This window comes from Isoptericola sp. MSGPD8_1_ISO-PGPR-S23-394 (genome assembly GCF_058072785.1).
On the sequence record NZ_CM176517.1, the window covers coordinates 2702084 to 2722160 of the forward strand.

Genomic DNA, 20077 nt, shown 5'->3' on the forward strand with positions numbered 1-20077 from the left:
CTCCGTCAGCGGCCGAGCAGCGCGTCCCGCTGCACCTCGACCTGCCGTCGCAGCGCCTCCAGGACGGCTGCGACGGCGGGCCGGCGCCACGACTCGGGGTGCACGAGCGCCCGGTACGGCAGCCGGTCACGAACCTGGTCGGGCAGCAGCCGGACGAGGTCCGGGTGCCGGTCGGCGGCCAGGCACGGCACGAACCCGACGCCGGCCCCCGCGCGCGTGGCCTCCACGTGCACGAACACGTTGGTGGACGTCATGGCGTCCCGGATGCCCGGCACGAGCCGGCGCGGCGTGTCGAGGTCGTCCACCTGCAGCATCGAGTCGATGAAGTGCACGAGCCCGTGCCCGGCGAGCTCGGCGACGGTCCGCGGCGTCCCGTGCTCGGCGAGATAGTCGCGCGAGGCGTACATCCCGAGCTCGAACTGGCCGAGCGGCACCACCTGGGCCCGTGGCGCGGGGGCGTCGCCGACCACCACCTCGATGTCCACGCCCGACCGGTGCTGGGCGGGGCGCCGGGTCACGGTGATGGCCTCGACCGCGAGGTCGGGGTGGTCCCGTCGCAGCCCGACCACGGCGGGCGGGACCACGTAGGCGCTGAACGCGTCGGTGGCCGTCATCCGCACCACCCCCGTGACCGGGTCGGCCTCGCCGTCGTCGGCGACGAGACGGCCGACGGCGTCCGAGACGGCCTCGGCGGCACGCGTCGCCCGCTCCCCCAGCGCGGTGAGCTCCCATCCGTCGGTGCCCCGCACGAGCACCCGGTCGCCGAGGCTGCGCTCCAGGGCCGCGACGGTCCGCGCCACGGTGGTGTGCGTGACCCCGAGCTCGGCGGCTGCCGTCGTGTAGCGCCCGGTGCGCGCGACGGCGAGCAGCACGAGCAGGTGGTCGGCTGACGGCGTCGGCATGCCGCCACGCTAGTCGATCGTGCATCTGTGCACACCGGGTGTGCCTCGATGAGCGTTGCGCGCACATCGCGTGCCTGTGACCATCGAAGGACGATCGCACGTGACGCCCTGTCGACGACGCCGGAGGTTGCCATGCCCACCGCCCTGCACCCGGGACCCGACAAGGTCGTCGCCGCGGCGGCCGACGCGGTGGCCGACATCCCCGACGGCGCCTCCCTGGCCGTCGGCGGTTTCGGCCTGTGCGGCAACCCGGTCGCCCTGATCGAGGCCCTGCTCGCGCAGGGCACGCGCGACCTGTGGGTCGTGAGCAACAACTGCGGCGTCGACGACTGGGGCCTCGGCATCCTGCTCGCCGCCGACCGCATCCGGCGCATCACGGCGTCGTACGTCGGCGAGAACAAGGAGTTCGCGCGTCGCTACCTCTCCGGCGAGCTCCAGCTCGAGCTCACCCCGCAGGGCACGCTCGCCGAGAAGCTGCGGGCCGGCGGCTCCGGCATCGCCGCCTTCTACACCCGGGCCGGCATCGGCACCCAGGTCGCCGACGGCGGACTCCCGCAGCGCTACGACGGCGACGGCGGCGTGGCGCTCGCCTCACCGGCGAAGGACGTGCGGACCTTCGCCGATCCCGCGGCGCCGGACGGCAGCGCGACGGAGTACGTCCTCGAGGAGGCGATCAGCACCGACTTCGCGCTCGTGCACGCCGCGAGGGGCGACCGGTACGGCAACCTGGTCTTCCACCGCTCCGCGCGCAACTTCGCACCGCAGGCCGCCATGGCCGGACGCGTGTGCGTCGCCCAGGTGGAGGAGCTCATCGAACCCGGCGAGCTCGACCCCGACGAGATCCACCTGCCGGGCGTCTACGTGCACCGCGTGGTGCCGGTGGGCACCGGGATCGAGAAGCGGATCGAGAAGCGCACCACCCGGCCCGCCGGGGCGCCGTCGTCGGCCGCGGCTCCTGGCGCCCCGCCGTCGGAGCCCGACGCGCCCCGCCGGGGCCGCACCCGCGACGAGATGGCCGCGCGCGCCGCCGCGGAGCTGGTCGACGGTTCGTCGGTCAACCTCGGCATCGGGATGCCCACGCTCGTGCCCAACCACGTCCCACCCGGCCGCCACCTCGTCCTGCAGTCCGAGAACGGCCTGCTCGGCGTGGGCCCCTACCCCACCGAGGACGAGGTCGACCCGGACCTGATCAACGCCGGCAAGGAGACCGTGACGCTGCTGCCCGGGGCGTCGGTGTTCGACGCCGCCACCAGCTTCGGGATGATCCGCGGCGGCAAGATCGACGCCGCAATCCTCGGCGCCATGCAGGTCTCCGCCACCGGCGACCTGGCCAACTGGATGATCCCCGGCAAGATGGTCAAGGGTCCCGGCGGCGCGATGGACCTCGTCAACGGTGCCCGCCGGCTCATCGTCCTCATGGACCACACCGCCCGAGACGGGTCCCCGAAGATTCTGCCCGAGTGCACCCTGCCGCTCACCGGACGCGGCGTCGTCGACCGCATCATCACCGACCTCGCCGTCATCGACGTGACGGACGACGGCCTCGTGCTCCGCGAGCTCGCCCCCGGGGTGACGACGGACGAGGTCGTCGCCGCCACCGGGGCACCGTTGCGCATCGACGCGGGCACCGACTCACCGAGAAAGGCTCAGCCATGACCAGCGCTCCCCGACCCGACGACGTCGTCGTCGTCTCCGCCGCCCGCACCCCGCAGGGGCGTCTCGGCGGCTCCCTCGCCACGCTGTCCGCCGTCGAGCTGGGCACCGTCGCCGCCCGTGCGGCGCTCGCCGGCGCCGCGGACGCCGCCGCGGCGGTCGACGCCGTGATCGTCGGCCAGGTGCTGCAGGCCGGCGCCGGGCAGAACCCGGCCCGGCAGACCGCCGTCGCCGCCGGCGTCCCGATGACCGTGCCCGCCGTCACCGTCAACAAGGTGTGCCTGTCAGGGCTGACGGCCGTCGTCGACGGCGCGCGTCTGCTGCGCACCGGCGAGGCCACCGCCGTCCTGGTCGGTGGTCAGGAGTCGATGACCCACGCCCCGCACCTCCTGCCCGGTGCCCGCTCCGGCTTCCGGTACGGCGACGCGACGCTGCTCGACGCCGTCGCCCGCGACGGGCTCACGGACGCGTTCGACGGCCAGGCGATGGGCCTGAGCACGGAGGAGCACAACACCGACGACGTGTTCGTCTCGCGCGAGGAGCAGGACGCCGTCGCGGCCGCCTCGCACCAGCGGGCGGCTCGCGCCGCCAAGGACGGCGTCTTCACCGCCGAGCTCGCACCCGTCGAGGTGCCGCAGCGCAAGGGCGATCCCGTCGTCGTCTCCTCCGACGAGGGCGTGCGGCCCGACACCACCGCCGAGAGCCTGGCGCGGCTGCGTCCCGCGTTCTCCCCCTCCGGGACCCTGACGGCCGGCAACTCCTCGCAGATCTCCGACGGTGCCGCGGCTCTGGTCCTGACCACGCGGGCGCGCGCCGAGGCGGCCGGGGTCCTGGTCCTGGCCACCGTGCGCTCGGCCGGTCAGGTCGCCGGTCCGGACACCTCGCTGCACTCGCAGCCCGCGCACGCGATCTCCGCGGCGCTGAGCCGTGAGGGCTGGTCCGCGCAGGACCTCGACCACGTCGAGATCAACGAGGCGTTCGCGGTCGTGGCCGCGGTCTCGACGCGGGCGCTCGGGCTGCCGTCGGACGTCGTCAACCCGCACGGCGGCGGCATCTCGCTCGGTCACCCCATCGGGGCGTCCGGAGCGCGCCTGGCCGTCCACGCGGTGCACGAGCTCGCCAGGCGTCGCACCGCCGGCCAGGAGGACGCGCGGGCCGCCGTCGCGCTGTGCGGCGGCGGCGGGCAGGGCGAGGCGCTGCTGCTGGAGGCGTGAGCCTCAGCGCACGAGGGAGCGCAGCTGGCGCAGCGCGACGGAGAGGGCCGCCAGGCCTGGCCCCTCCACGGCGTGCGCGGTGGCCAGGGCGTCCATCGCCCGCCGTGTCGTCGCGCCGCCGCCGTCGAGCCACGTCTCGATCCGCGCGGCGGCGTCCTGCCCGGCGTCCGTGTGCTCCAGCACGGACGCCGTCAGCTCCACCGTCACGGCGTACAGGTCGTCGCGCAGCGCGGCGCGCGCCATCGAGTCCCACCGGTCGTCCTGCCGCAGACCGGACACGGCGGTGAGCAGGTCGGCCAGGCCGATGCGACCCGAGAGGGCGAAGTAGGTCTGCGCCACCTCGTCGAGGTCGCAGTCCCGGGTGGCGGCGATCTCGGCGACGTCCAGCAGGGGCAACGACCCCAGCAGACCCGCCCCCCGGCGGGCGAGCGCCGGGTCGCAGCCCGCCTCCTCCAGCTCGGCCACCCGCTCCGTGTACTCCTCCAGCTCCGTACCGCGCAGGAGCTCGTCCAGCCGCGACGCGTACGTGCGCACCGGGCCGGAGAAGGCCTCGATCTCCGCACCCACGTCGACCCGGTCCGCGCGGTGCTGCACGAACCAGCGGGCGGCGCGGTCGAGCAGCCGGCGGAACTCGAGGTACAGGTCGGTCTGCACGCTCGTGGCCACGACGTTGTCGGTGGACTCGACCGCGTCGACGAACCCGTGCAGGTCCAGGATCTCCCGCGCCGCGACGAACGCCCGCGCGATCTGCTCCGTCGGCGCACCCGTCTCGTCCGTGGCGCGGAAGGCGAAGGAGATCCCCCCGCGGTTGACCATCGAGTTGACCACCGCGTTGACGACGATCTCGCGGGCGAGAGGGTGCGACGGAAGGTCGTCGGCGTAGCCCTCGCGGATCTCGCGGGGGAAGTAGGCGGCCAGCGTGCGGGCGAACCAGGGGTCGTCCGCGAGGTCCGACTCGGTGAGGTCCGCCTTCAGCGCGAGCTTGGCGTGCGCCATGAGGACCGCGAACTCCGGTCGGGTCAGGCCCTGCTGCTGCTCGATCCGCACCGCGATCTCCGCGGCGTCAGGCAGCGCCTCCAGGTCCCGGTCGAGCTCTCCGCGCGCTTCCAGAGAGGTCATCAGCCGGACGTGCACCGGGAGCATCACCGCGGCGTTCGCCCGGGAGTTGCCCAGCAGGACGTTCTGCTCGTAGTTGTCCCGCAGGACCTGCTCGGCCACCTCCTCGGTCATGGACTCGAGCAGCACGTTGCGGTCGGCCGGCGTCAGCCGACCGGCACGCATCACCGTGCCGAGCAGGATCTTGATGTTGACCTCGTGGTCGGAGGTACTGACCCCGGCCGAGTTGTCGATCGCGTCGGTGTTGATCTGGACGCCGGACATCGCCGCCTCGATACGTCCCCGCTGGCTGACGCCGAGGTTGCCGCCCTCCCCCACGACCTTCACGCGCAGGTCGGCGCCGTCGACGCGGATCGCGTCGTTCGCCCGGTCGCCGATCTCGGCGTGCGACTCGCCGACCGCCTTGACGTAGGTACCGATCCCGCCGTTCCAGAACAGGTCGACCGGGGCGAGCAGCACGGCCCTCTTCAGCTCGTTCGGGGTCAGGGCGGTCACGTCCGGTTCGAGGCCGAGCGCCTCGGCCATCTGCGCGGTCACCGGGATCGACTTGGCCGTCAGCGGGAAGACCCCGCCACCCGCGGAGATCAGGTCGCGGTCGTAGTCGGCCCACGTGGACCGCGGCAGCACGAAGAGCCGGCGCCGCTCGGCGTACGACGTCGCGGCGTCGGGGTCGGGATCGACGAAGACGTGCCGGTGGTCGAACGCCGCCACCAGCCGGATGTGCTCCGAGAGCAGCATGCCGTTGCCGAACACGTCGCCCGACATGTCCCCGACGCCGACCACCGTGAGGTCCTGCGACTGTACGTCGTGGCCGAGCTCGCGGAAGTGCCGCTTCACCGACTCCCAGGCCCCGCGCGCCGTGATCCCCATCGCCTTGTGGTCGTAGCCGTCCGAGCCGCCCGAGGCGAAGGCGTCGTCGAGCCAGAACCCGTACTCCCGGGAGATCTCGTTGGCGATGTCGGAGAAGGACGAGGTCCCCTTGTCCGCCGCCACCACGAGGTAGGGGTCGTCGCCGTCGTGACGGACGACGCGGTCCGGCGGGACGACGTCGGTGCCGGCGCGGTCGTCGGTGATGTCCAGCATCCCGCGGATGAAGGTGCGGTAGGCCTCCTGCCCCTCGGCGAGCCACGCCGCGCGGTCGCCGGCGTCCGGCAGCCGCTTGGCCACGAACCCGCCCTTGGAGCCGGTGGGAACGATCACGGCGTTCTTGACCATCTGCGCCTTGACCAGACCCAGCACCTCGGTGCGGAAGTCCTCGCGCCGGTCGCTCCAGCGCAGACCGCCGCGCGCGACCTTGCCGAACCGTAGGTGCACACCCTCGACCCGCGGCGAGTACACCCAGATCTCCACCATCGGGTGCGGGAGCGGCAGGTCGGGGACCCGGGCGCAGTCGAGCTTCATCGACACCCAGGGCTTCGGTGACCCGGCGGCGTCCCGGGTGTAGTAGTTGGTGCGCAGCGTGGCGTCGACGACGCCGACGAACGACCGCAGGATGCGGTCGTGGTCGAGGCTCGCGACGTCGTCCAGGGCGTCGACGAACGCGTCCGTGGCCCGCCGGACCGCCTCGTCCCGACCGTCGGCGAGCTCGGGGTCGAACCGCAGCGCGAACAGCCGGACCAGGTCGGCAGCCTTGTCCGGATGCGCGATCAGCGCCTCGTCGATGTACTCCATGGAGAACGCCGAGCCCGCCTGGCGCAGGTAGCGCCCGACCGCCCGCAGGATCACCACGTCCCGCCAGGACAGCCCCGCCTGGAGCACGAGCGCGTTGAGCTCGTCGCTCTCGGCGGCACCCGACCACACCGCGCGGAAGGTGTCCTCGAGCGCCTCGGCGGCGTCGTCGGCCTCCCACAGCGCCGGGTCGGGCGCGGTGATCCCGAAGTCGGAGATGTACCGGGTCGTGCCGTCCGCGAGACGCAGCGCGTAGGGCCGTTCGTCGAGGACGTCGACGCCGAGGTCGGTGAGCAGCGGGAGCACCCGGGTGAGCCGTTGCTCGTGCAGGGAGGCCACCGTGAGGCGCCGTTCGCGCGGGTCGTCGTCGTTCGGGTCGTACAGGTGCACCGCGATGGGCCGATCCTCGGACAACGAGTCGAGCCGGGCGATGTCCCCGACGGCCGCCGAGGGTGCGACCTGCTCCTTGTACGCCTCCGGGAACGCCGATCCGTAGCGGGCCAGGACGTCGGCGGTCTCCTCCTCGCCGTGGACGTGGTGCAGCTCGTCCACGAGCGCCGCGCTCCACGTGCGCACGGCGTCCTCGAGCCGCCGCTGCAGCTCCTCGTCGTCGATCTCGCCCACGACCGTGTCCCGGGGCACCCGCACCACGAAGTGCAGCTGGGCCAGCGGGGAGTCGCCCACCCGGGTGGCGTGCTCGACCCGTTCTGCACCGAAGGCGTCCCGCAGCAGCGCCTCGATACGCAGGCGCACGGTGGTGTTGTAGCGGTCGCGCGGCAGGTAGACGATCGCCGAGACGAAGCGGCCGAACTCGTCGCTGCGCAGGAAGATCCGTGTCCGACGACGTTCGCGCAGCCGGGTGACCTGGCTGGCGACCTCGTAGAGGTGCTCCGGCGTGTCCTGGAAGAGCTCGTCGCGCGGGTACAGCTCCAGCACCTGCTGGAGGTCCTTGCCGGAGTGCGAGTCGCGTGCGAACCCGGACGCGCGGAGCACGGCGCGCGCCTTGGCCGCGACGATGGGCACGGTCAGCACCGAGGACGCGTAGGCCGCGGAGGTGAACATCCCGAGGATCCGGCGCTCACCGGTCACGTTCCCGGCGTCGTCGAACGTGCGCACGCCGATGTAGTCGAGGTAGACGTCCCGGTGGACGGTGGCGCGGGAGTTCGCCTTGGTGATGGTCAGCAGCCGCGGTTCGCGAGCGGTGCGCCGCGCCTCGGGCCGCAGGTGCACGACGGCGGAGGTCGGCCGGCGCAGGATGCCCAGGCCCGTGTCGGGCAGGGGGCGCAGCACGTCCTCGCCGTCGAGCGTGTCGAGGGTGTACTCCCGGTAGCCGAGGAACGTGAAGTGGTCCTCGGCGAGCCAGGTGAGGAACTCGATGGTCGGCGCGATGCTGTCCGGGTCGGCGGTGGGAGGAGGCTGGACCCGCAGGTCCGTGCAGATGTCGAGGCAGGCGCGCCGCATCGCCGACCAGTCGCCGACGGCGCGGTGCACGTCACCGACGACGCCCTGGATCCGCTCGACCAGCGCGTCGCGGTCCTCCTCCCCGGCGATCCGGTCCGTCTCCAGGTGCATCCACGACTCGGGTCGGCCGCCGTGCGCGCCCATCTCGAGCAGCTCGCCGCGCTCGTCCCGGCGGACCCCGACCACGGGGTGCTGGAGCAGGTGGACGGTGCAGCCGTGCCGGGTGACGGCGGCATCCACGGAGTCGACGAGGAACGGCGCGTCGTCGGTGCAGACGTCGACCACCGTGCGGCGCGACGTCCAGCCGTCCTCCCGCAGCGTCGGGGTGAACGCCCGCACGAGCGTCCGACCGGGTTCGCGGTGACCGGCGAAGCGGACCGTCGAGACCACGGCGCCGACGATGTCCCGTGGCTCCCGCTCGGCGAGGTCCTCGGCGGTATAGGCCGTCAGCAGCTGCTGCGCGCGGCGGCGCACCTCGTCGGGGTACGCCTCGAGGGCTCGGAGGATCTGCGGGTCCGAGGCGGCGTCGTCGGTCATGAACCTCTTCGTTCTGCATCGGTGGTGCCGACCGTGGCTGGGTCGTCTCGATGCTATCCAAGGGCCGCTCTCTCCACCGGTCAGCCCTCCCGGCCTGTCAGATCCTGGTCGGTGCGTACCGGGTCGTGGGTCTGACAACTGGGCACTGCCCCGAGCTGTCAGGACGAGGACGGGGTGGACGCCGACGAGGGCCTGACAGCTCGGGAGGGAGGGTCAGACGTCGCGCGGGGCATGACGCTCCAGGAACTCGTACACCGCGGTGGTGTCCACGCCGGGGAACGCCCCCGAGGGCATCGCGGCGAGCATCGAGGCGTGCGGGCGCGCGCTGGGCAGGGCGTGCCCGTCCCACCGTTCGGCCAGCGGGCGCGAGGGCTGGCGGCAGCACGACTCGTCAGGGCAGCGCGAGGTGGAGCGCGCCGTCGTCTCGCGTCCCAGGAACCACTTGACCTGCGCGTACGGCACACCCACGCTGACAGAGAACCGGCCGTCGGGCGTGTCCGAGACCCGGGAGGTGCACCAGTAGGTCCCCGTCGGGGTGTCGGTGTACTGGTAGTAGGGACTGAGCCGGTCGGCGATGTCGAACACCACCCGGGCCGTCCAGTGCCGGCACACGTGCTGACCCTCCACGGTGCCGAGCGCGTCGCCCGGGAACCGCACACCGTCGTTCTCGTACGCCTTGTGGATCGCTCCCGACTCGTGGACCTTCATGAAGTGCACCCCGATGCCCAGGTGGCGGGTGGCGAGGTTGGTGAACCGGTGGGCGGCCGTCTCGTAGGACACCGCGAAGGCGTCGCGCAGGTCCTCGATGGAGATCGCCCGGGCGTCCTTGGCCTCGCGCAGGTGCTTCACGGCCTCGCGCTCGGGCAGCAGCAACGCCGCGCACAGGTAGTTGGCCTCGACACGCTGACGCAGGAACTCGCCGTAGTCGCGCGGCTCGGCGTGCTCGAGGACGTGCGAGGCCAGCGCCTGCAGCAGCGCCGAGCGGGCGTCGGACCGGCCGCGGATGCCGTTGCTCGGCAGGTAGACCCGGTGGTGGCGCTGGTCGATGACGGCGCGCGTCGAGTGCGGCAGGTCGGACTCGTAGTGGATCGAGAACCCCAGGTGCGAGGCGATGTCGACCGCCGCCCGCTGCGGCACCGGACCGCGCGTGTGCCCGACGTCGTCGAGCAGGGAGCGGGCGACGATCTCCAGGTCCGGGAAGTAGTTGTCCTGGGCTCGCATGTCGGCACGCAGCTCGGTGTTCGCCCGTCGCGCCTCCTCGGGGGTGAGGGCGCGCTCGGAGTGCAGCCGCTCGAGCTCGGCCTGCAGCGACACGATCGCTTCCAGGGCGTCGGTGGGCAGCGACTTCCCGACCCGGACCGGCTTGACGCCGAGCGCGGAGAAGAGCGGCCCTCTTTGCACACGCTCCAGCTCGATCTCGAGCGCGTCGCGCCGCGAGGGGGCCTCCGGGGAGAGCAGGTCGTCCACGCTGGTGCCGAGCGCGCGGGCGATCGCCTGCAGGCGGGCGATGGTCGGTTCCCGCTTGCCGTTCTCGAGCATGGAGATCTGCGACGGAGCACGTGAGACAGCGTCTCCGAGCGCCTCGAGCGTCATCCCCCGCTGCTGACGCAGGTGCCGGACACGGCGCCCGATCGTCAGCGCGTCCGGTTCGTCCGTGGCCGGGGACGGCGCGGGAGGCGCCGCCGGCGGCCGATACGTCGTCGTCATGGCCATGCCCCAGCGTGACATGCGCCACGGTTTCTGCCAACCAGAAGAACCGCGAAACTTCTTCCCCCAGATCCTCGCCGCAGGGGTTGTGCAGGCCGCAGAGTCGGTCTCGAGGGCGATTCCCTCGGCAGGCCGAACGACGAAAGGCAGGACCATGACCGCGATCCTCGAGACCGAGGCCCAGACGGCCGGCACCACCGCGACGACGCGTCGTCCCGGCGACCAGGTGACCACCGCCGCCGCGCTCGCCGAGCAGTGGGCCACCGACCCCCGCTGGGCCGGCATCACGCGGGACTACACGGCCGAGGACGTCGTCGCCCTGCGAGGCTCCGTCGGCGAGGAGCACACCCTCGCCCGCCGCGGCTCCGAGCTCCTGTGGGAGCTGCTGCACACCGAGGACTACGTCAACGCCCTCGGTGCCCTGACCGGCAACCAGGCCGTGCAGCAGGTCAAGGCGGGCCTCAAGGCGATCTACCTCTCGGGCTGGCAGGTGGCCGGTGACGCCAATCTGTCCGGGCAGACGTACCCCGACCAGTCGCTCTACCCCGCCAACTCCGTGCCCGCCGTCGTGCGTCGCATCAACAACGCGCTGCTGCGCGCCGACCAGATCGACGTCTCCGAGAGCGCGGGAAACCCTCCGTCGCGCAACTGGCTGGCGCCGATCGTGGCCGACGCCGAGGCGGGCTTCGGCGGTCCGCTCAACGCCTACGAGCTCATGAAGTCGATGATCGCGTCCGGCGCGTCGGGCGTGCACTGGGAGGACCAGCTCGCCTCGGAGAAAAAGTGCGGCCACCTCGGCGGCAAGGTGCTCATCCCCACCAAGCAGCACGTGCGCACCCTCAACGCGGCGCGCCTGGCGGCCGACGTCTCCGACGTGCCGAGCGTCATCATCGCCCGCACCGACGCCGAGGCTGCCACCCTGCTGACCTCGGACGTCGACGAGCGCGACCGGCCCTTCCTGACCGGCGGGCGCACCGGTGAGGGCTTCTACGAGGTGCGCAACGGCATCGAGCCGTGCATCGCCCGTGCCCACGCCTACGCGCCGTACGCCGACCTCATCTGGATGGAGACCGGGACGCCGGACCTGGACCTCGCCCGGCGCTTCGCCGAGGCCGTCAAGGCGGAGTTCCCCGACCAGATGCTGGCGTACAACTGCTCGCCGTCGTTCAACTGGAAGAAGCACCTCGACGACGACACGATCGCGAAGTTCCAGCGCGAGCTCGGCGCCATGGGCTTCAGCTTCCAGTTCATCACCCTGGCGGGCTTCCACGCCCTCAACCACTCCATGTTCGACCTGGCCCACGGCTACGCCCGTGAGCAGATGACGGCCTACGTGGAGCTGCAGGAGGCCGAGTTCGCCGCCGAGACCCGCGGCTACACCGCCACGAAGCACCAGCGAGAGGTGGGCACCGGCTACTTCGACCGCGTGTCCACGGCGCTCAACCCCGACGCCGCCACCCTCGCGCTCGCCGGCTCCACCGAGGCCGCTCAGTTCTGACTCGCTCACCACCCGTCGCGGCGGGACGCTCCCCGCGTCCCGCCGCGGCACCCTGGAGGTACACCATGACCACGATCGCCGACCCTCCCCGCACCCTGGCCCGCTCGACCGGCTCGCCCGCGACGCCGCCGCGCGGCACCGCCCTGGCCGACTCCGCCACCATCGCTGAAGGAACCATGGACGTCGTCGGACCCACGGTGCCCGGCTCCGAGGAGATCCTCACCCCGGCGGCGCTGGAGTTCCTCGCCCTGCTGCACGACCAGTTCGCCGACGCGCGCACCGAGCTGCTGCTCACCCGGCAGCGCCGCACCCGCGAGATCGCCGACGGCGCGGACCCGGACTTCCTGCCCGTCACCCGCCCGGTGCGCGACGACCCGTCGTGGCGCGTCGCGGGCTGCGCCGGAGCGCCTGGGCTCTCGGACCGCCGTGTCGAGATCACCGGGCCCACCGACCCGAAGATGACGATCAACGCGCTCAACTCGGGGGCGAAGGTGTGGCTGGCCGACGCGGAGGACGCCTCCAGCCCGACGTGGGCGAACGTCGTCGGCGGCCAGCGTGCGCTGCGCTCCGCGATCCGGGGCGAGCTGACGTACGAGGCAGCGTCGTCGGACGGCGGACGGACGCCGGGCAAGCGGTACGCGCTGCGGACCGCGGAGCTCACCGAGATGCCGACCATCGTGTTCCGGCCGCGCGGGTGGCACCTGTTCGAGTCGCACCTGGCCTACACCGGCACGGACGGCTCCACGCAGCCGGCGTCCGGCTCGCTGGTGGACTTCGGGCTCTACCTCTTCCACAACGCCCACGAGCTGATCGGACGCGGGCGGGGGCCGTACTTCTACCTGCCGAAGCTGGAGGGCCACCGTGAGGCCCGGCTGTGGAACGAGGTCTTCGAGCTGGCGCAGGAGGCGCTCGGCATCCCGCGCGGCACGATCCGCGCCACGGTGCTCATCGAGACGCTCCCGGCCGCGTTCGAGATGGAGGAGATCCTCTACGAGCTGCGCGACCACTGCGCCGGGCTCAACGCCGGCCGCTGGGACTACCTGTTCAGCGTCATCAAGTGTTTCCGCAACCGCGGCGACTCCTACGTGCTGCCCGACCGCGCCCAGGTGACGATGACCGCGCCGTTCATGCGGGCCTACACCGAGCTGCTGGTCGCGACGTGCCACCGTCGCGGGGCGCACGCCATCGGCGGCATGAGCGCCTTCATCCCGGACCGTCGGTCGCCCGAGGTGACCGAGCAGGCCTTCGCGAAGGTCCGCGCCGACAAGGAGCGCGAGGCCGGCGACGGGTTCGACGGGTCGTGGGTGGCCCACCCCGACCTCATCCCGGTCGCGCGGGGGGCGTTCGACGCCGTGCTCGGGGAGCGCGAGAACCAGGTCGAGCGGCTGCGGGACGACGTGACGGTCGGCCAGGCGGAGCTGCTCGACGTCGCCTCGGCCCGGCGGGAGGGCGCCACGATCACCGAGGCCGGGCTGCGCACCGACATCTCCGTCGGGGTCCGGTACATCGCCTCCTGGCTGCGGGGCAGCGGGGCGGCGGCCCTGGACTCGCTCATGGAGGACGCCGCCACGGCGGAGATCTCCCGGTCCCAGGTGTGGCAGTGGATCCACTGCGGCACGGTGACGGACGACGGCGTCGCCGTGACCCGGGCGCTGTGCGAGTCGATGCTGCGCGAGCTGCTGCGCTCCACACCTCGGACGGCCGGCGACCGGCTCGACGACGCCGCGGCGATCTTCCGCGAGGTGGCGATGGGTGACGAGTTCCCGCCGTTCCTCACGACGAGCGCGTACGCCCGCTACTTCTGAGCGGGTGCCGAACAGGAGGTTGGGCCCGCTTTGACCTTGCAAAGCGGGCCCAACCTCCTGTTCGGCACCGGACCTGGAGGGGGCTGTCCACAGGCTGTGGATGACGGCGGCGGGGTGGGCGCGGGTTCGCGAGGGTGGACGTCATGGACCTCACCACCGCTTCCTTCCACCCGGGCGACAAGGTCGCCGACGACGCCGCCCTCCTCGAGCTCGCGACCTTCCTGTGCGGCGGAGTCCTGCCCCGACAGCGGGTGCTCACCCTCGCCTGGCTCGACGCCGACGACCGCGTCACCGGCATCGCCGTGCCCGTCCGCGACGTCCCCGACCGCCCCAGCGACGACGACGCCGCCCGGTTCGGGGGCGTGATCGCCTCCGTCACGCGGCAGTCCGTCCCCGGCGGCTCCGTCGTGGCCATGCTCGAACGCCCCGGCGAGCGGTCCGTCTCCGCGGCCGACCGCGCCTGGAACGACGCCCTGCGCGCCCAGGCCGCCGAGCACGGCTTCCGGCTGCACGGGCTGTTCGTCGCCGCCGGCGGCGCAGTGCGGCCCCTGGCTATGGACGACGCCGGCTGACCCCTCCGTGGACCGCATCCCGACGTAGCGTGGACGGGTGTCGAACCCCTGGAGCTCCAGCAGGGCCGGCGAGCTGTTCGCGATGGTGGTGGCCGACCACGTCCGGCGCATCGAGCAGCGCGTCCCGGCCGCGCTGGCCGACGAACCGGACGCCGTGCACCGCCTGCGGACCGCGGTCCGCAGGCTGCGCACGGTGCTCTCCGTCTATCGCCCGGTGTTCGGCAAGGCACCTGCGAACGCGCTGCGCGGCCGGCTCCGGGTACTCGGCGACCTGTTGGGCGCGGTGCGGGACCTGGAGGTCCGGATCGCCGACGTCGACGCCGTCGGCGCGCACGCGCGGGTGTCCCGGCAGGCCCGGACTCGGCTGATCGATGACCCGACGGTCCGCCACGACGACGCCCATCGGCGGCTGGTGGAGTGGGCGAACGGGCCGGTGATGGCCGACCTCACTGCCGACCTCGTGCGCTGGGTGGCCGACCCTCCCCAGGGCCCGAAGGCCGACCAGCCGGCACGCAAGGTGGCGCGGAAGCGCCTCGACAAGGCGGTCACCAAGGCGCTGAGGGCCGCGGAGGAGGTCGACCTCGACCGGCTGCGGGAGGCGCCCACGGACGAGCTGGAGGAGCTGTCCGCCACGGCCCACGAGCTGCGCAAGGCCGGTCGTCGCGTGTCCCACGCGGCACGCGCGGTGACGCGGCAGCCCACCAGGGTCCTCGGCAGGGCCGCGCGGGAGCTGGGTGCTGCCGGCAAGCTGGTGCAGTCCGCTCTGGGCGACCACCGCGACGCGCTGCTGCTCAGCGCCCAGGTCTCTGCGTTCGCCGACACGGTGGCCGACGACGGCGGTGACCGCGCCCCGTACGACAGGCTCGCCCGGGCAGCGGCCCGCCGGGGGCTCGAGCACCTCGACGCGGCACAGGAGGCCGTCGAGCGCCTCCGAGAGGTCGCCGCCGGTCGCTGATCTCCAGGACCGCCCGCGCAGGGCCGCGACGGCGTCGGTGGCGGGCGGCCGGCTCAGGTCCGCACCGGCCGAGCCGTGGCGACGTCGTCCACCACGTCGACGATCATCTGCAGGTTCGCGATGAGCGCGCCGTAGAGCGGCCAGAGCTTGCCCGAGAGATCTTCCGTCGACAGGTCGTTCGCGAGAGCCTGCAGATCGTCCCGCAGCGCGGCGAGCTCGGGCTCCGGCTGCGCCACCCGGCGCCCCGCCTCCGCGAGCAGGTCGGTGTAGCGCTCGAGGAACATCGGCTCCCACGTCTGGGCGTCACGGTCGGACTCGCGGACGAGCCGGGCGATGCTGCGCGCGTACGACACCCCCTCCTCGAGGCGCACGAGCACCTGCGGGTAGCTCTCGAGCTCGTCGCCGGGATGCCGCCGTCGTCGAGGGTTCCACGAGCCGCTCTCCCGGGCCGTGCGCACGAGCGACCAGGCGTCGTCGACGTCGGTCGAGAGGTCACGCGTGCGCTCGATCCAGTCGTCCTCCTCCTGCTCCTCCGAGGGCTGCCGCAGCTGCGTCGCCATGTCGCCGAGGAGCTCCCCCAGCCCGCGGTCGATCGCGTCGATCTGCTGCTGGGCGCTGCGGTCGTTGAGCGGGGGGAGGACGGTGACGTTCACGACCAGTGCGACGAGCACGCCGATGGCGGTCGCGAGCAGCCGCTCGGGCAGCAGGTCGATCGTCTGCTCGGTCGAGGAGTCGTATCCCACGGTGATGATGAACACCACCGTGGTGGCGATCGTCATGCCCTCGTCGCGGTAGATCTTGGCCCGGGCGAGGACCAGCCCCACCACGAGCGCCAGCCCGAAGGACAGCACCGTCGTGCCGAACGCCTGCACGACGACGAAGGACACCAGGATGCCCGTGCCGACGGCCAGCACCGTCTGGGTGCCGCGCCAGAACGTGCGGTACACGGTGGCGTGCACCGTCAGGAGCGCCATCCAGGGCGCGAGGAAGGCCTGCTGGAGCTCGAGCACCATCTCGGCCAGCGCCCAGGCGACCATCGCCGCGACGGCTGCCTTGGCGGTCTGCAGGATGTCGACCTGGTTCGTCGGCGACCGCAACCATGCGCTGGTGCGTGCGCGCACCGTGCCGTGATCGGTGTCCATCGACCCAGTCAACTCGATGTCGCTCATCGACGCCCGGAATGCCGGGCTCGCCACGCCGCACGCATCGGTCCGGGCCGTTCTGGAGCCCAAACCGTGCCGAACCGGGACGTTCGGCCACCGGGGGGACGCAGACCCACCGCCAAAGCCCTGGACCTCCGCGCCGTGGACCCTTACATTTTCCGTGACGGACGCCACAGCGCGCCCGTCCGGCGGGCCTGCCCGGGCCCGTCGCGACCGTGACACCGAGACGTCGAGGGAGCCGCCCAGACCGCACCGGCCCGGCCAGGCCGGTGCACCGCAGGAAGGAGCAGGACCGTGGCCGACGTGCTGGTCCTCAACGCCGGCTACGAGCCGCTGCACCGAGTGTCGGTCAAGCACGCCATCACGATGCTCGTGCGCGAGGTCGCGGTGGTCGAGGAGTTCGTCGAGGGCGAGTCGTTCGGCCCGTACCCGCTGCCCCGTGTCCTGCGACTGGTGCGGTACGTGACCATGCGGTGGCTCTACCGCGGCGGCGGACGCCCGGCAGTGACCAAGGACGGCATCAAGCGGCGAGACGGCGCGTGCGCCTACTGCGGCGGTCCGGCGCAGACGGTGGACCACGTGGTCCCCCGGTCGCGCGGGGGCGAGAGCTCGTGGTTGAACCTGGTGGCGGCGTGCCGGCCCTGCAACCACCGCAAGGCCGACCGCACACCGCTGGAGGCCGGGATGCCGTTGCGTCTGGCGCCCTACGTCCCGCCGTTCGACCACGGCCTGGTTCGGCGCCACCGGCGCGCCCGGCCCGTCGCCGCCTGAGCGGCGGTCGCGGCTCAGATCCCCTCGACGGGCTCCCACCGCGGGTCCGCGGCGTCCGGCTCGTCCGCCGTGGCACCGAGGTCGTTGTCGCCCACGCGCGCGATCGCCCCGGTCACGGGCTGCGGCACGGCCGGGCCCTCGGAGTCGAGCACACGCGACGCGACGACGGTGGAGCCGAAGTTGGCGTGGCACTCGGTGCAGTACCAGTCCGGGGCCGGCACCGGCACCTCGAAGCCGCCGTAGACGACGTCGGGCTCGGAGCTGACGACGTCGTCGGAGAACGTCATGCCCCACACGATGCGCTTGGTCTTGCCGCGCACGCCGCAGCCGGGGCACTGCGGCCGCAGCCGGGCACGCTGGGCGGAGACGGAGTGGGCGTGCATGAGGTCGTGGCACTGCGGGCACATGAGGTGCACGTCGCGGATGACCTGCTCCAGGGTGCGCCCGCCGGCCGTCGTCGTGCCCAGCCGCACCGCGCCGTCGTCGTGCGCCTGCAGCTCGTGGACGTCGACGAACCGCTCGCAGGTGGCGCAGCGCTCCTCGCGGCGCATCGCCCAGCCGGACACCGCCCGGTGGCCGAGCACGCGCAGGACGTGCACGTCGGGGGCCGCGGTGCCCTCGGCGCAGTCGCCCGGGTCGATGGTGTGGACGGGGCCGTCGTGGAACTGGTTGGCCACGCCGTCGAGCACCGCCCGCGCGTGCTCGGCGGGCAGCCACCCCGAGGAGCCGATGTAGGCGTCCGCGCCGTCGAACAGGTCGGCCCACACGATGGGCCGGTCCGGCCCGAACAGCTCGTCGGTCACCCAGGAGTCGCCGTCGGAGGACCCCATCAGCTCCACGGACGCCACGACGCCCGCGTCGCCGAGCACGGTGACCACGACGTCGCCCCGCTTGGGTCCGTCCGGGCCGCCGGGCAGCGAGTGCTCGTGGGAACGGGTCGCGATCGCGATGGACTCGTTCAACCAGTCGGTGGACCAGTTCAGGTACACGGACGGCACGAGCCATGCCGGCAGCGACGAGACGGACGGGAAGGCCTCTGCTTCGGTGCTCACGGAGTGCAACATAGCCGGTCCGGGCCCTGCTGCGGTACCCCGCGGCGGCACCTCGTGAGCCGCACCTCAGCCGCGCAGCGCCTCCGCCTCGGCGTCGGTGAACAGTCGCGAGCGGATGAGGAACCGCACCCCCTCGGGCGCCTCCACGCTGAACCCGGCGCCGCGGCCGGGCACGACGTCGATGGTCAGGTGGGTGTGGCTCCAGTACGCGAACTGGGCCCGGCTCATCCAGACCGGCACGGTGAACGTCGCCGTGCCGTCGGCCCCGGAGGTGTCCGCCACGGTCAGGTCGCCCAGGTGGACGTCCGCGTCACCGGTCAGGAAGTCCCCGGCGGGGTAGCACATCGGGCTGGACCCGTCGCAGCACCCGCCGGACTGGTGGAACATGAGGTCGCCGTGCCGGCGCCGCAGCCGAGCCAGGAGCTCGGCCGCGGCGTCGGTGACGGCGACGCGGGTCGCCTCGGCCATGGCCTAGAAGAACCCGTCGCGCACGCCGGAGTAGCTGACGAGCAGGTTCTTGGTCTGCTGGTAGTGGTCGAGCATCATCTTGTGGTTCTCCCGCCCGACGCCGGAGCCCTTGTAGCCGCCGAAGGCCGCGGCCGCCGGGTAGGCGTGGTAGCAGTTGGTCCAGACGCGTCCGGCCTGGATGTCCCGGCCCGCGCGGTACGCCGTCGTCCCGTTGCGGGTCCATACCCCCGCGCCGAGGCCGTAGAGCGTGTCGTTGGCGGTCTTGATGGCGTCGTCGTAGTCGCCGAAGTCGGTCACGGACACCACGGGACCGAAGATCTCCTCCTGGAAGATCCGCATGGAGTTCTTGCCCTCGAACACGGTGGGGGCCACGTAGTACCCGCCGGACAGGTCGCCGCCGAGGTCGACGCGCTCGCCGCCGGTGAGCACCCGCGCGCCCTCGGCCCTGCCGATGTCGAGGTAGGACAGGATCTTCTCGAGCTGGTCGTTGCTGGCCTGGGCGCCGATCATCGTCTCGGTGTCCAGGGGGTTGCCCTGCACGGCGGCCTTCGTCCGCTCGAGCGCGTCGCCGAGGAACTGGTCGTAGATGTCGGACTGGATGAGGGCGCGCGACGGGCACGTGCACACCTCGCCCTGGTTGAAGGCGAACATGGTGAAGCCCTCGAGCGCCTTGTCGTAGAAGTCGTCCCGCGCGTCCGCGACGTCGGAGAAGAACACGTTCGGGCTCTTGCCCCCGAGCTCCAGCGTCACCGGGATGATGTTCTGCGACGCGTACTGCATGATCAGCCGGCCGGTCGTCGTCTCGCCGGTGAAGGCGATCTTGCGGATGCGCGGCGAGGACGCGAGCGGCTTGCCGGCCTCCGCGCCGAACCCGTTGACGACGTTGAGGACCCCCGGCGGCAGCAGGTCGCCGATGATGTCCATGAGGTAGAGGATCGAGGCCGGGGTCTGCTCGGCGGGCTTGAGCACGACGGCGTTGCCGGCCGCGAGCGCCGGCGCCAGCTTCCAGGTGGCCATGAGGATCGGGAAGTTCCACGGGATGATCTGCCCGACGACGCCGAGCGGCTCGTGGAAGTGGTAGGCGATGGTGTCGCCGTCGATCTCGGAGATCGAGCCCTCCTGCGCACGGATGGCGCCGGCGAAGTAGCGGAAGTGGTCGACCGCCAGCGGGATGTCGGCGCCGAGCGTCTCGCGCACGGGCTTGCCGTTCTCCCAGCTCTCGGCGACGGCGATCCGCTCGACGTTCGCCTCGATGCGGTCGGCGATGGCGTTGAGGACGTTGGCCCGCTCGGTGACGGACGTGCGGCCCCAGGCCGGAGCCGCGCCGTGGGCGGCGTCGAGGGCGCGCTCGATGTCGTCGGCCGTCCCGCGGGCGACCTCGGTGAAGGTCCGGCCCGTGACGGGGCTGGGGTTCTCGAAGTACTCCCCGCCGGCGGGTGCCACGTACTCGCCGCCGATCCAGTGGTCGTAGCGGCTGCGGTACTCGACGATCGACCCGGGCTGTCCCGGGGGCGTGTAGACGGTCATGCTGGCTG

At 72.6% G+C, this 20077-nt stretch carries 14 protein-coding genes and 1 pseudogene; 8 read left to right on the forward strand and 7 right to left on the reverse strand.

The features are described 5' to 3' along the window. Nucleotides 1-5 precede the first annotated feature (5 nt). Nucleotides 6-902, reverse strand: a complete 897-nt coding sequence (locus tag AC3RJ8_RS12470) for a LysR family transcriptional regulator (RefSeq protein ID WP_489712927.1) — start codon at nucleotides 900-902, stop codon at nucleotides 6-8. Between the two features lie 132 nt (nucleotides 903-1034). On the opposite strand from AC3RJ8_RS12470, the pseudogene AC3RJ8_RS12475 reads away from it, so the two are divergent. The 3 genes and pseudogenes from AC3RJ8_RS12475 to AC3RJ8_RS12485 all read left to right on the forward strand — a co-directional run. After that, nucleotides 1035-1850, forward strand: a pseudogene (locus AC3RJ8_RS12475) (CoA transferase subunit A); the annotation flags it as partial. 63 nt (nucleotides 1851-1913) lie between these two features. Next, entirely contained in the window at nucleotides 1914-2558 is a 645-nt protein-coding gene (locus tag AC3RJ8_RS12480) for a 3-oxoacid CoA-transferase subunit B (protein ID WP_407320858.1), read from the forward strand. Next, nucleotides 2555-3769, forward strand: coding sequence for an acetyl-CoA C-acyltransferase (locus AC3RJ8_RS12485; protein ID WP_489712928.1), 1215 nt, complete (start codon nucleotides 2555-2557; stop codon nucleotides 3767-3769). Before AC3RJ8_RS12480 ends, AC3RJ8_RS12485 begins: the two co-directional genes overlap by 4 nt. A gap of 3 nt (nucleotides 3770-3772) precedes the next feature. Here the strand turns inward: AC3RJ8_RS12485 and AC3RJ8_RS12490 are convergent, their stop codons facing one another. Further along, on the reverse strand, nucleotides 3773-8551 hold the full coding sequence (locus AC3RJ8_RS12490) for an NAD-glutamate dehydrogenase (protein WP_489712929.1): 4779 nt from the start codon (nucleotides 8549-8551) through the stop codon (nucleotides 3773-3775). Nucleotides 8552-8764: 213 nt separating this feature from the next. Further along, entirely contained in the window at nucleotides 8765-10258 is a 1494-nt protein-coding gene (locus tag AC3RJ8_RS12495) for a helix-turn-helix domain-containing protein (RefSeq protein ID WP_489712930.1), read from the reverse strand. Nucleotides 10259-10412: 154 nt separating this feature from the next. On the opposite strand from AC3RJ8_RS12495, the gene aceA reads away from it, so the two are divergent. From aceA to AC3RJ8_RS12515, 4 genes are all read left to right on the forward strand, one after another. Continuing rightward, nucleotides 10413-11756: an isocitrate lyase gene (aceA, locus tag AC3RJ8_RS12500; protein ID WP_489712931.1), complete on the forward strand. Its 1344-nt coding sequence runs from the start codon at nucleotides 10413-10415 to the stop codon at nucleotides 11754-11756. A gap of 176 nt (nucleotides 11757-11932) precedes the next feature. Further along, the gene (gene aceB, locus AC3RJ8_RS12505; RefSeq protein WP_489715635.1) at nucleotides 11933-13561 is read left to right on the forward strand and encodes a malate synthase A; all 1629 of its coding nucleotides are present in this window, start codon (nucleotides 11933-11935) and stop codon (nucleotides 13559-13561) included. A 143-nt stretch (nucleotides 13562-13704) separates the two neighbouring features. Then, nucleotides 13705-14133, forward strand: coding sequence for a hypothetical protein (locus AC3RJ8_RS12510; protein WP_489712932.1), 429 nt, complete (start codon nucleotides 13705-13707; stop codon nucleotides 14131-14133). A gap of 37 nt (nucleotides 14134-14170) precedes the next feature. Next, nucleotides 14171-15088: a CHAD domain-containing protein gene (locus AC3RJ8_RS12515; RefSeq protein WP_489712933.1), complete on the forward strand. Its 918-nt coding sequence runs from the start codon at nucleotides 14171-14173 to the stop codon at nucleotides 15086-15088. A gap of 53 nt (nucleotides 15089-15141) precedes the next feature. On the opposite strand, the gene AC3RJ8_RS12520 is transcribed toward AC3RJ8_RS12515, so the two are convergent. After that, nucleotides 15142-16230 (reverse strand): FUSC family protein, encoded by a 1089-nt coding sequence (locus tag AC3RJ8_RS12520; protein ID WP_489712934.1) that lies wholly within the window; start codon nucleotides 16228-16230, stop codon nucleotides 15142-15144. 315 nt (nucleotides 16231-16545) lie between these two features. On the opposite strand from AC3RJ8_RS12520, the gene AC3RJ8_RS12525 reads away from it, so the two are divergent. Beyond that, entirely contained in the window at nucleotides 16546-17022 is a 477-nt protein-coding gene (locus AC3RJ8_RS12525) for an HNH endonuclease (RefSeq protein ID WP_407318686.1), read from the forward strand. A 14-nt stretch (nucleotides 17023-17036) separates the two neighbouring features. On the opposite strand, the gene AC3RJ8_RS12530 is transcribed toward AC3RJ8_RS12525, so the two are convergent. The 3 genes from AC3RJ8_RS12530 to exaC all read right to left on the reverse strand — a co-directional run bounded on the left by AC3RJ8_RS12530 (nucleotide 17037) and on the right by exaC (nucleotide 20069). Next, nucleotides 17037-18074, reverse strand: a complete 1038-nt coding sequence (locus AC3RJ8_RS12530) for a hypothetical protein (RefSeq protein WP_489712935.1) — start codon at nucleotides 18072-18074, stop codon at nucleotides 17037-17039. A gap of 66 nt (nucleotides 18075-18140) precedes the next feature. Next, complete coding sequence (locus AC3RJ8_RS12535) at nucleotides 18141-18542, reverse strand: DUF779 domain-containing protein (protein WP_489712936.1); 402 nt, start codon at nucleotides 18540-18542, stop codon at nucleotides 18141-18143. A 3-nt stretch (nucleotides 18543-18545) separates the two neighbouring features. Beyond that, entirely contained in the window at nucleotides 18546-20069 is a 1524-nt protein-coding gene (exaC, locus tag AC3RJ8_RS12540; RefSeq protein WP_489712937.1) for an acetaldehyde dehydrogenase ExaC, read from the reverse strand. Nucleotides 20070-20077: the final 8 nt, after the last annotated feature.

What these genes read in the sequence shown, in the direction of transcription:
- AC3RJ8_RS12480 (WP_407320858.1), top strand. Translation starts at nt 1,914, where the DNA reads ATGGCCGCGCGCGCCGCCGCGGAGCTGGTCGACGGTTCGTCGGTCAAC.
- AC3RJ8_RS12510 (WP_489712932.1), top strand. Translation starts at nt 13,705, where the DNA reads ATGGACCTCACCACCGCTTCCTTCCACCCGGGCGACAAGGTCGCCGAC.
- AC3RJ8_RS12535 (WP_489712936.1), bottom strand. Translation starts at nt 18,542, where the DNA reads ATGGCCGAGGCGACCCGCGTCGCCGTCACCGACGCCGCGGCCGAGCTC.
- AC3RJ8_RS12495 (WP_489712930.1), bottom strand. Translation starts at nt 10,258, where the DNA reads ATGACGACGACGTATCGGCCGCCGGCGGCGCCTCCCGCGCCGTCCCCG.
- AC3RJ8_RS12470 (WP_489712927.1), bottom strand. Translation starts at nt 902, where the DNA reads ATGCCGACGCCGTCAGCCGACCACCTGCTCGTGCTGCTCGCCGTCGCG.
- AC3RJ8_RS12490 (WP_489712929.1), bottom strand. Translation starts at nt 8,551, where the DNA reads ATGACCGACGACGCCGCCTCGGACCCGCAGATCCTCCGAGCCCTCGAG.
- AC3RJ8_RS12520 (WP_489712934.1), bottom strand. Translation starts at nt 16,230, where the DNA reads ATGGACACCGATCACGGCACGGTGCGCGCACGCACCAGCGCATGGTTG.
- AC3RJ8_RS12485 (WP_489712928.1), top strand. Translation starts at nt 2,555, where the DNA reads ATGACCAGCGCTCCCCGACCCGACGACGTCGTCGTCGTCTCCGCCGCC.
- exaC (WP_489712937.1), bottom strand. Translation starts at nt 20,069, where the DNA reads ATGACCGTCTACACGCCCCCGGGACAGCCCGGGTCGATCGTCGAGTAC.
- aceB (WP_489715635.1), top strand. Translation starts at nt 11,933, where the DNA reads ATGGACGTCGTCGGACCCACGGTGCCCGGCTCCGAGGAGATCCTCACC.
- aceA (WP_489712931.1), top strand. Translation starts at nt 10,413, where the DNA reads ATGACCGCGATCCTCGAGACCGAGGCCCAGACGGCCGGCACCACCGCG.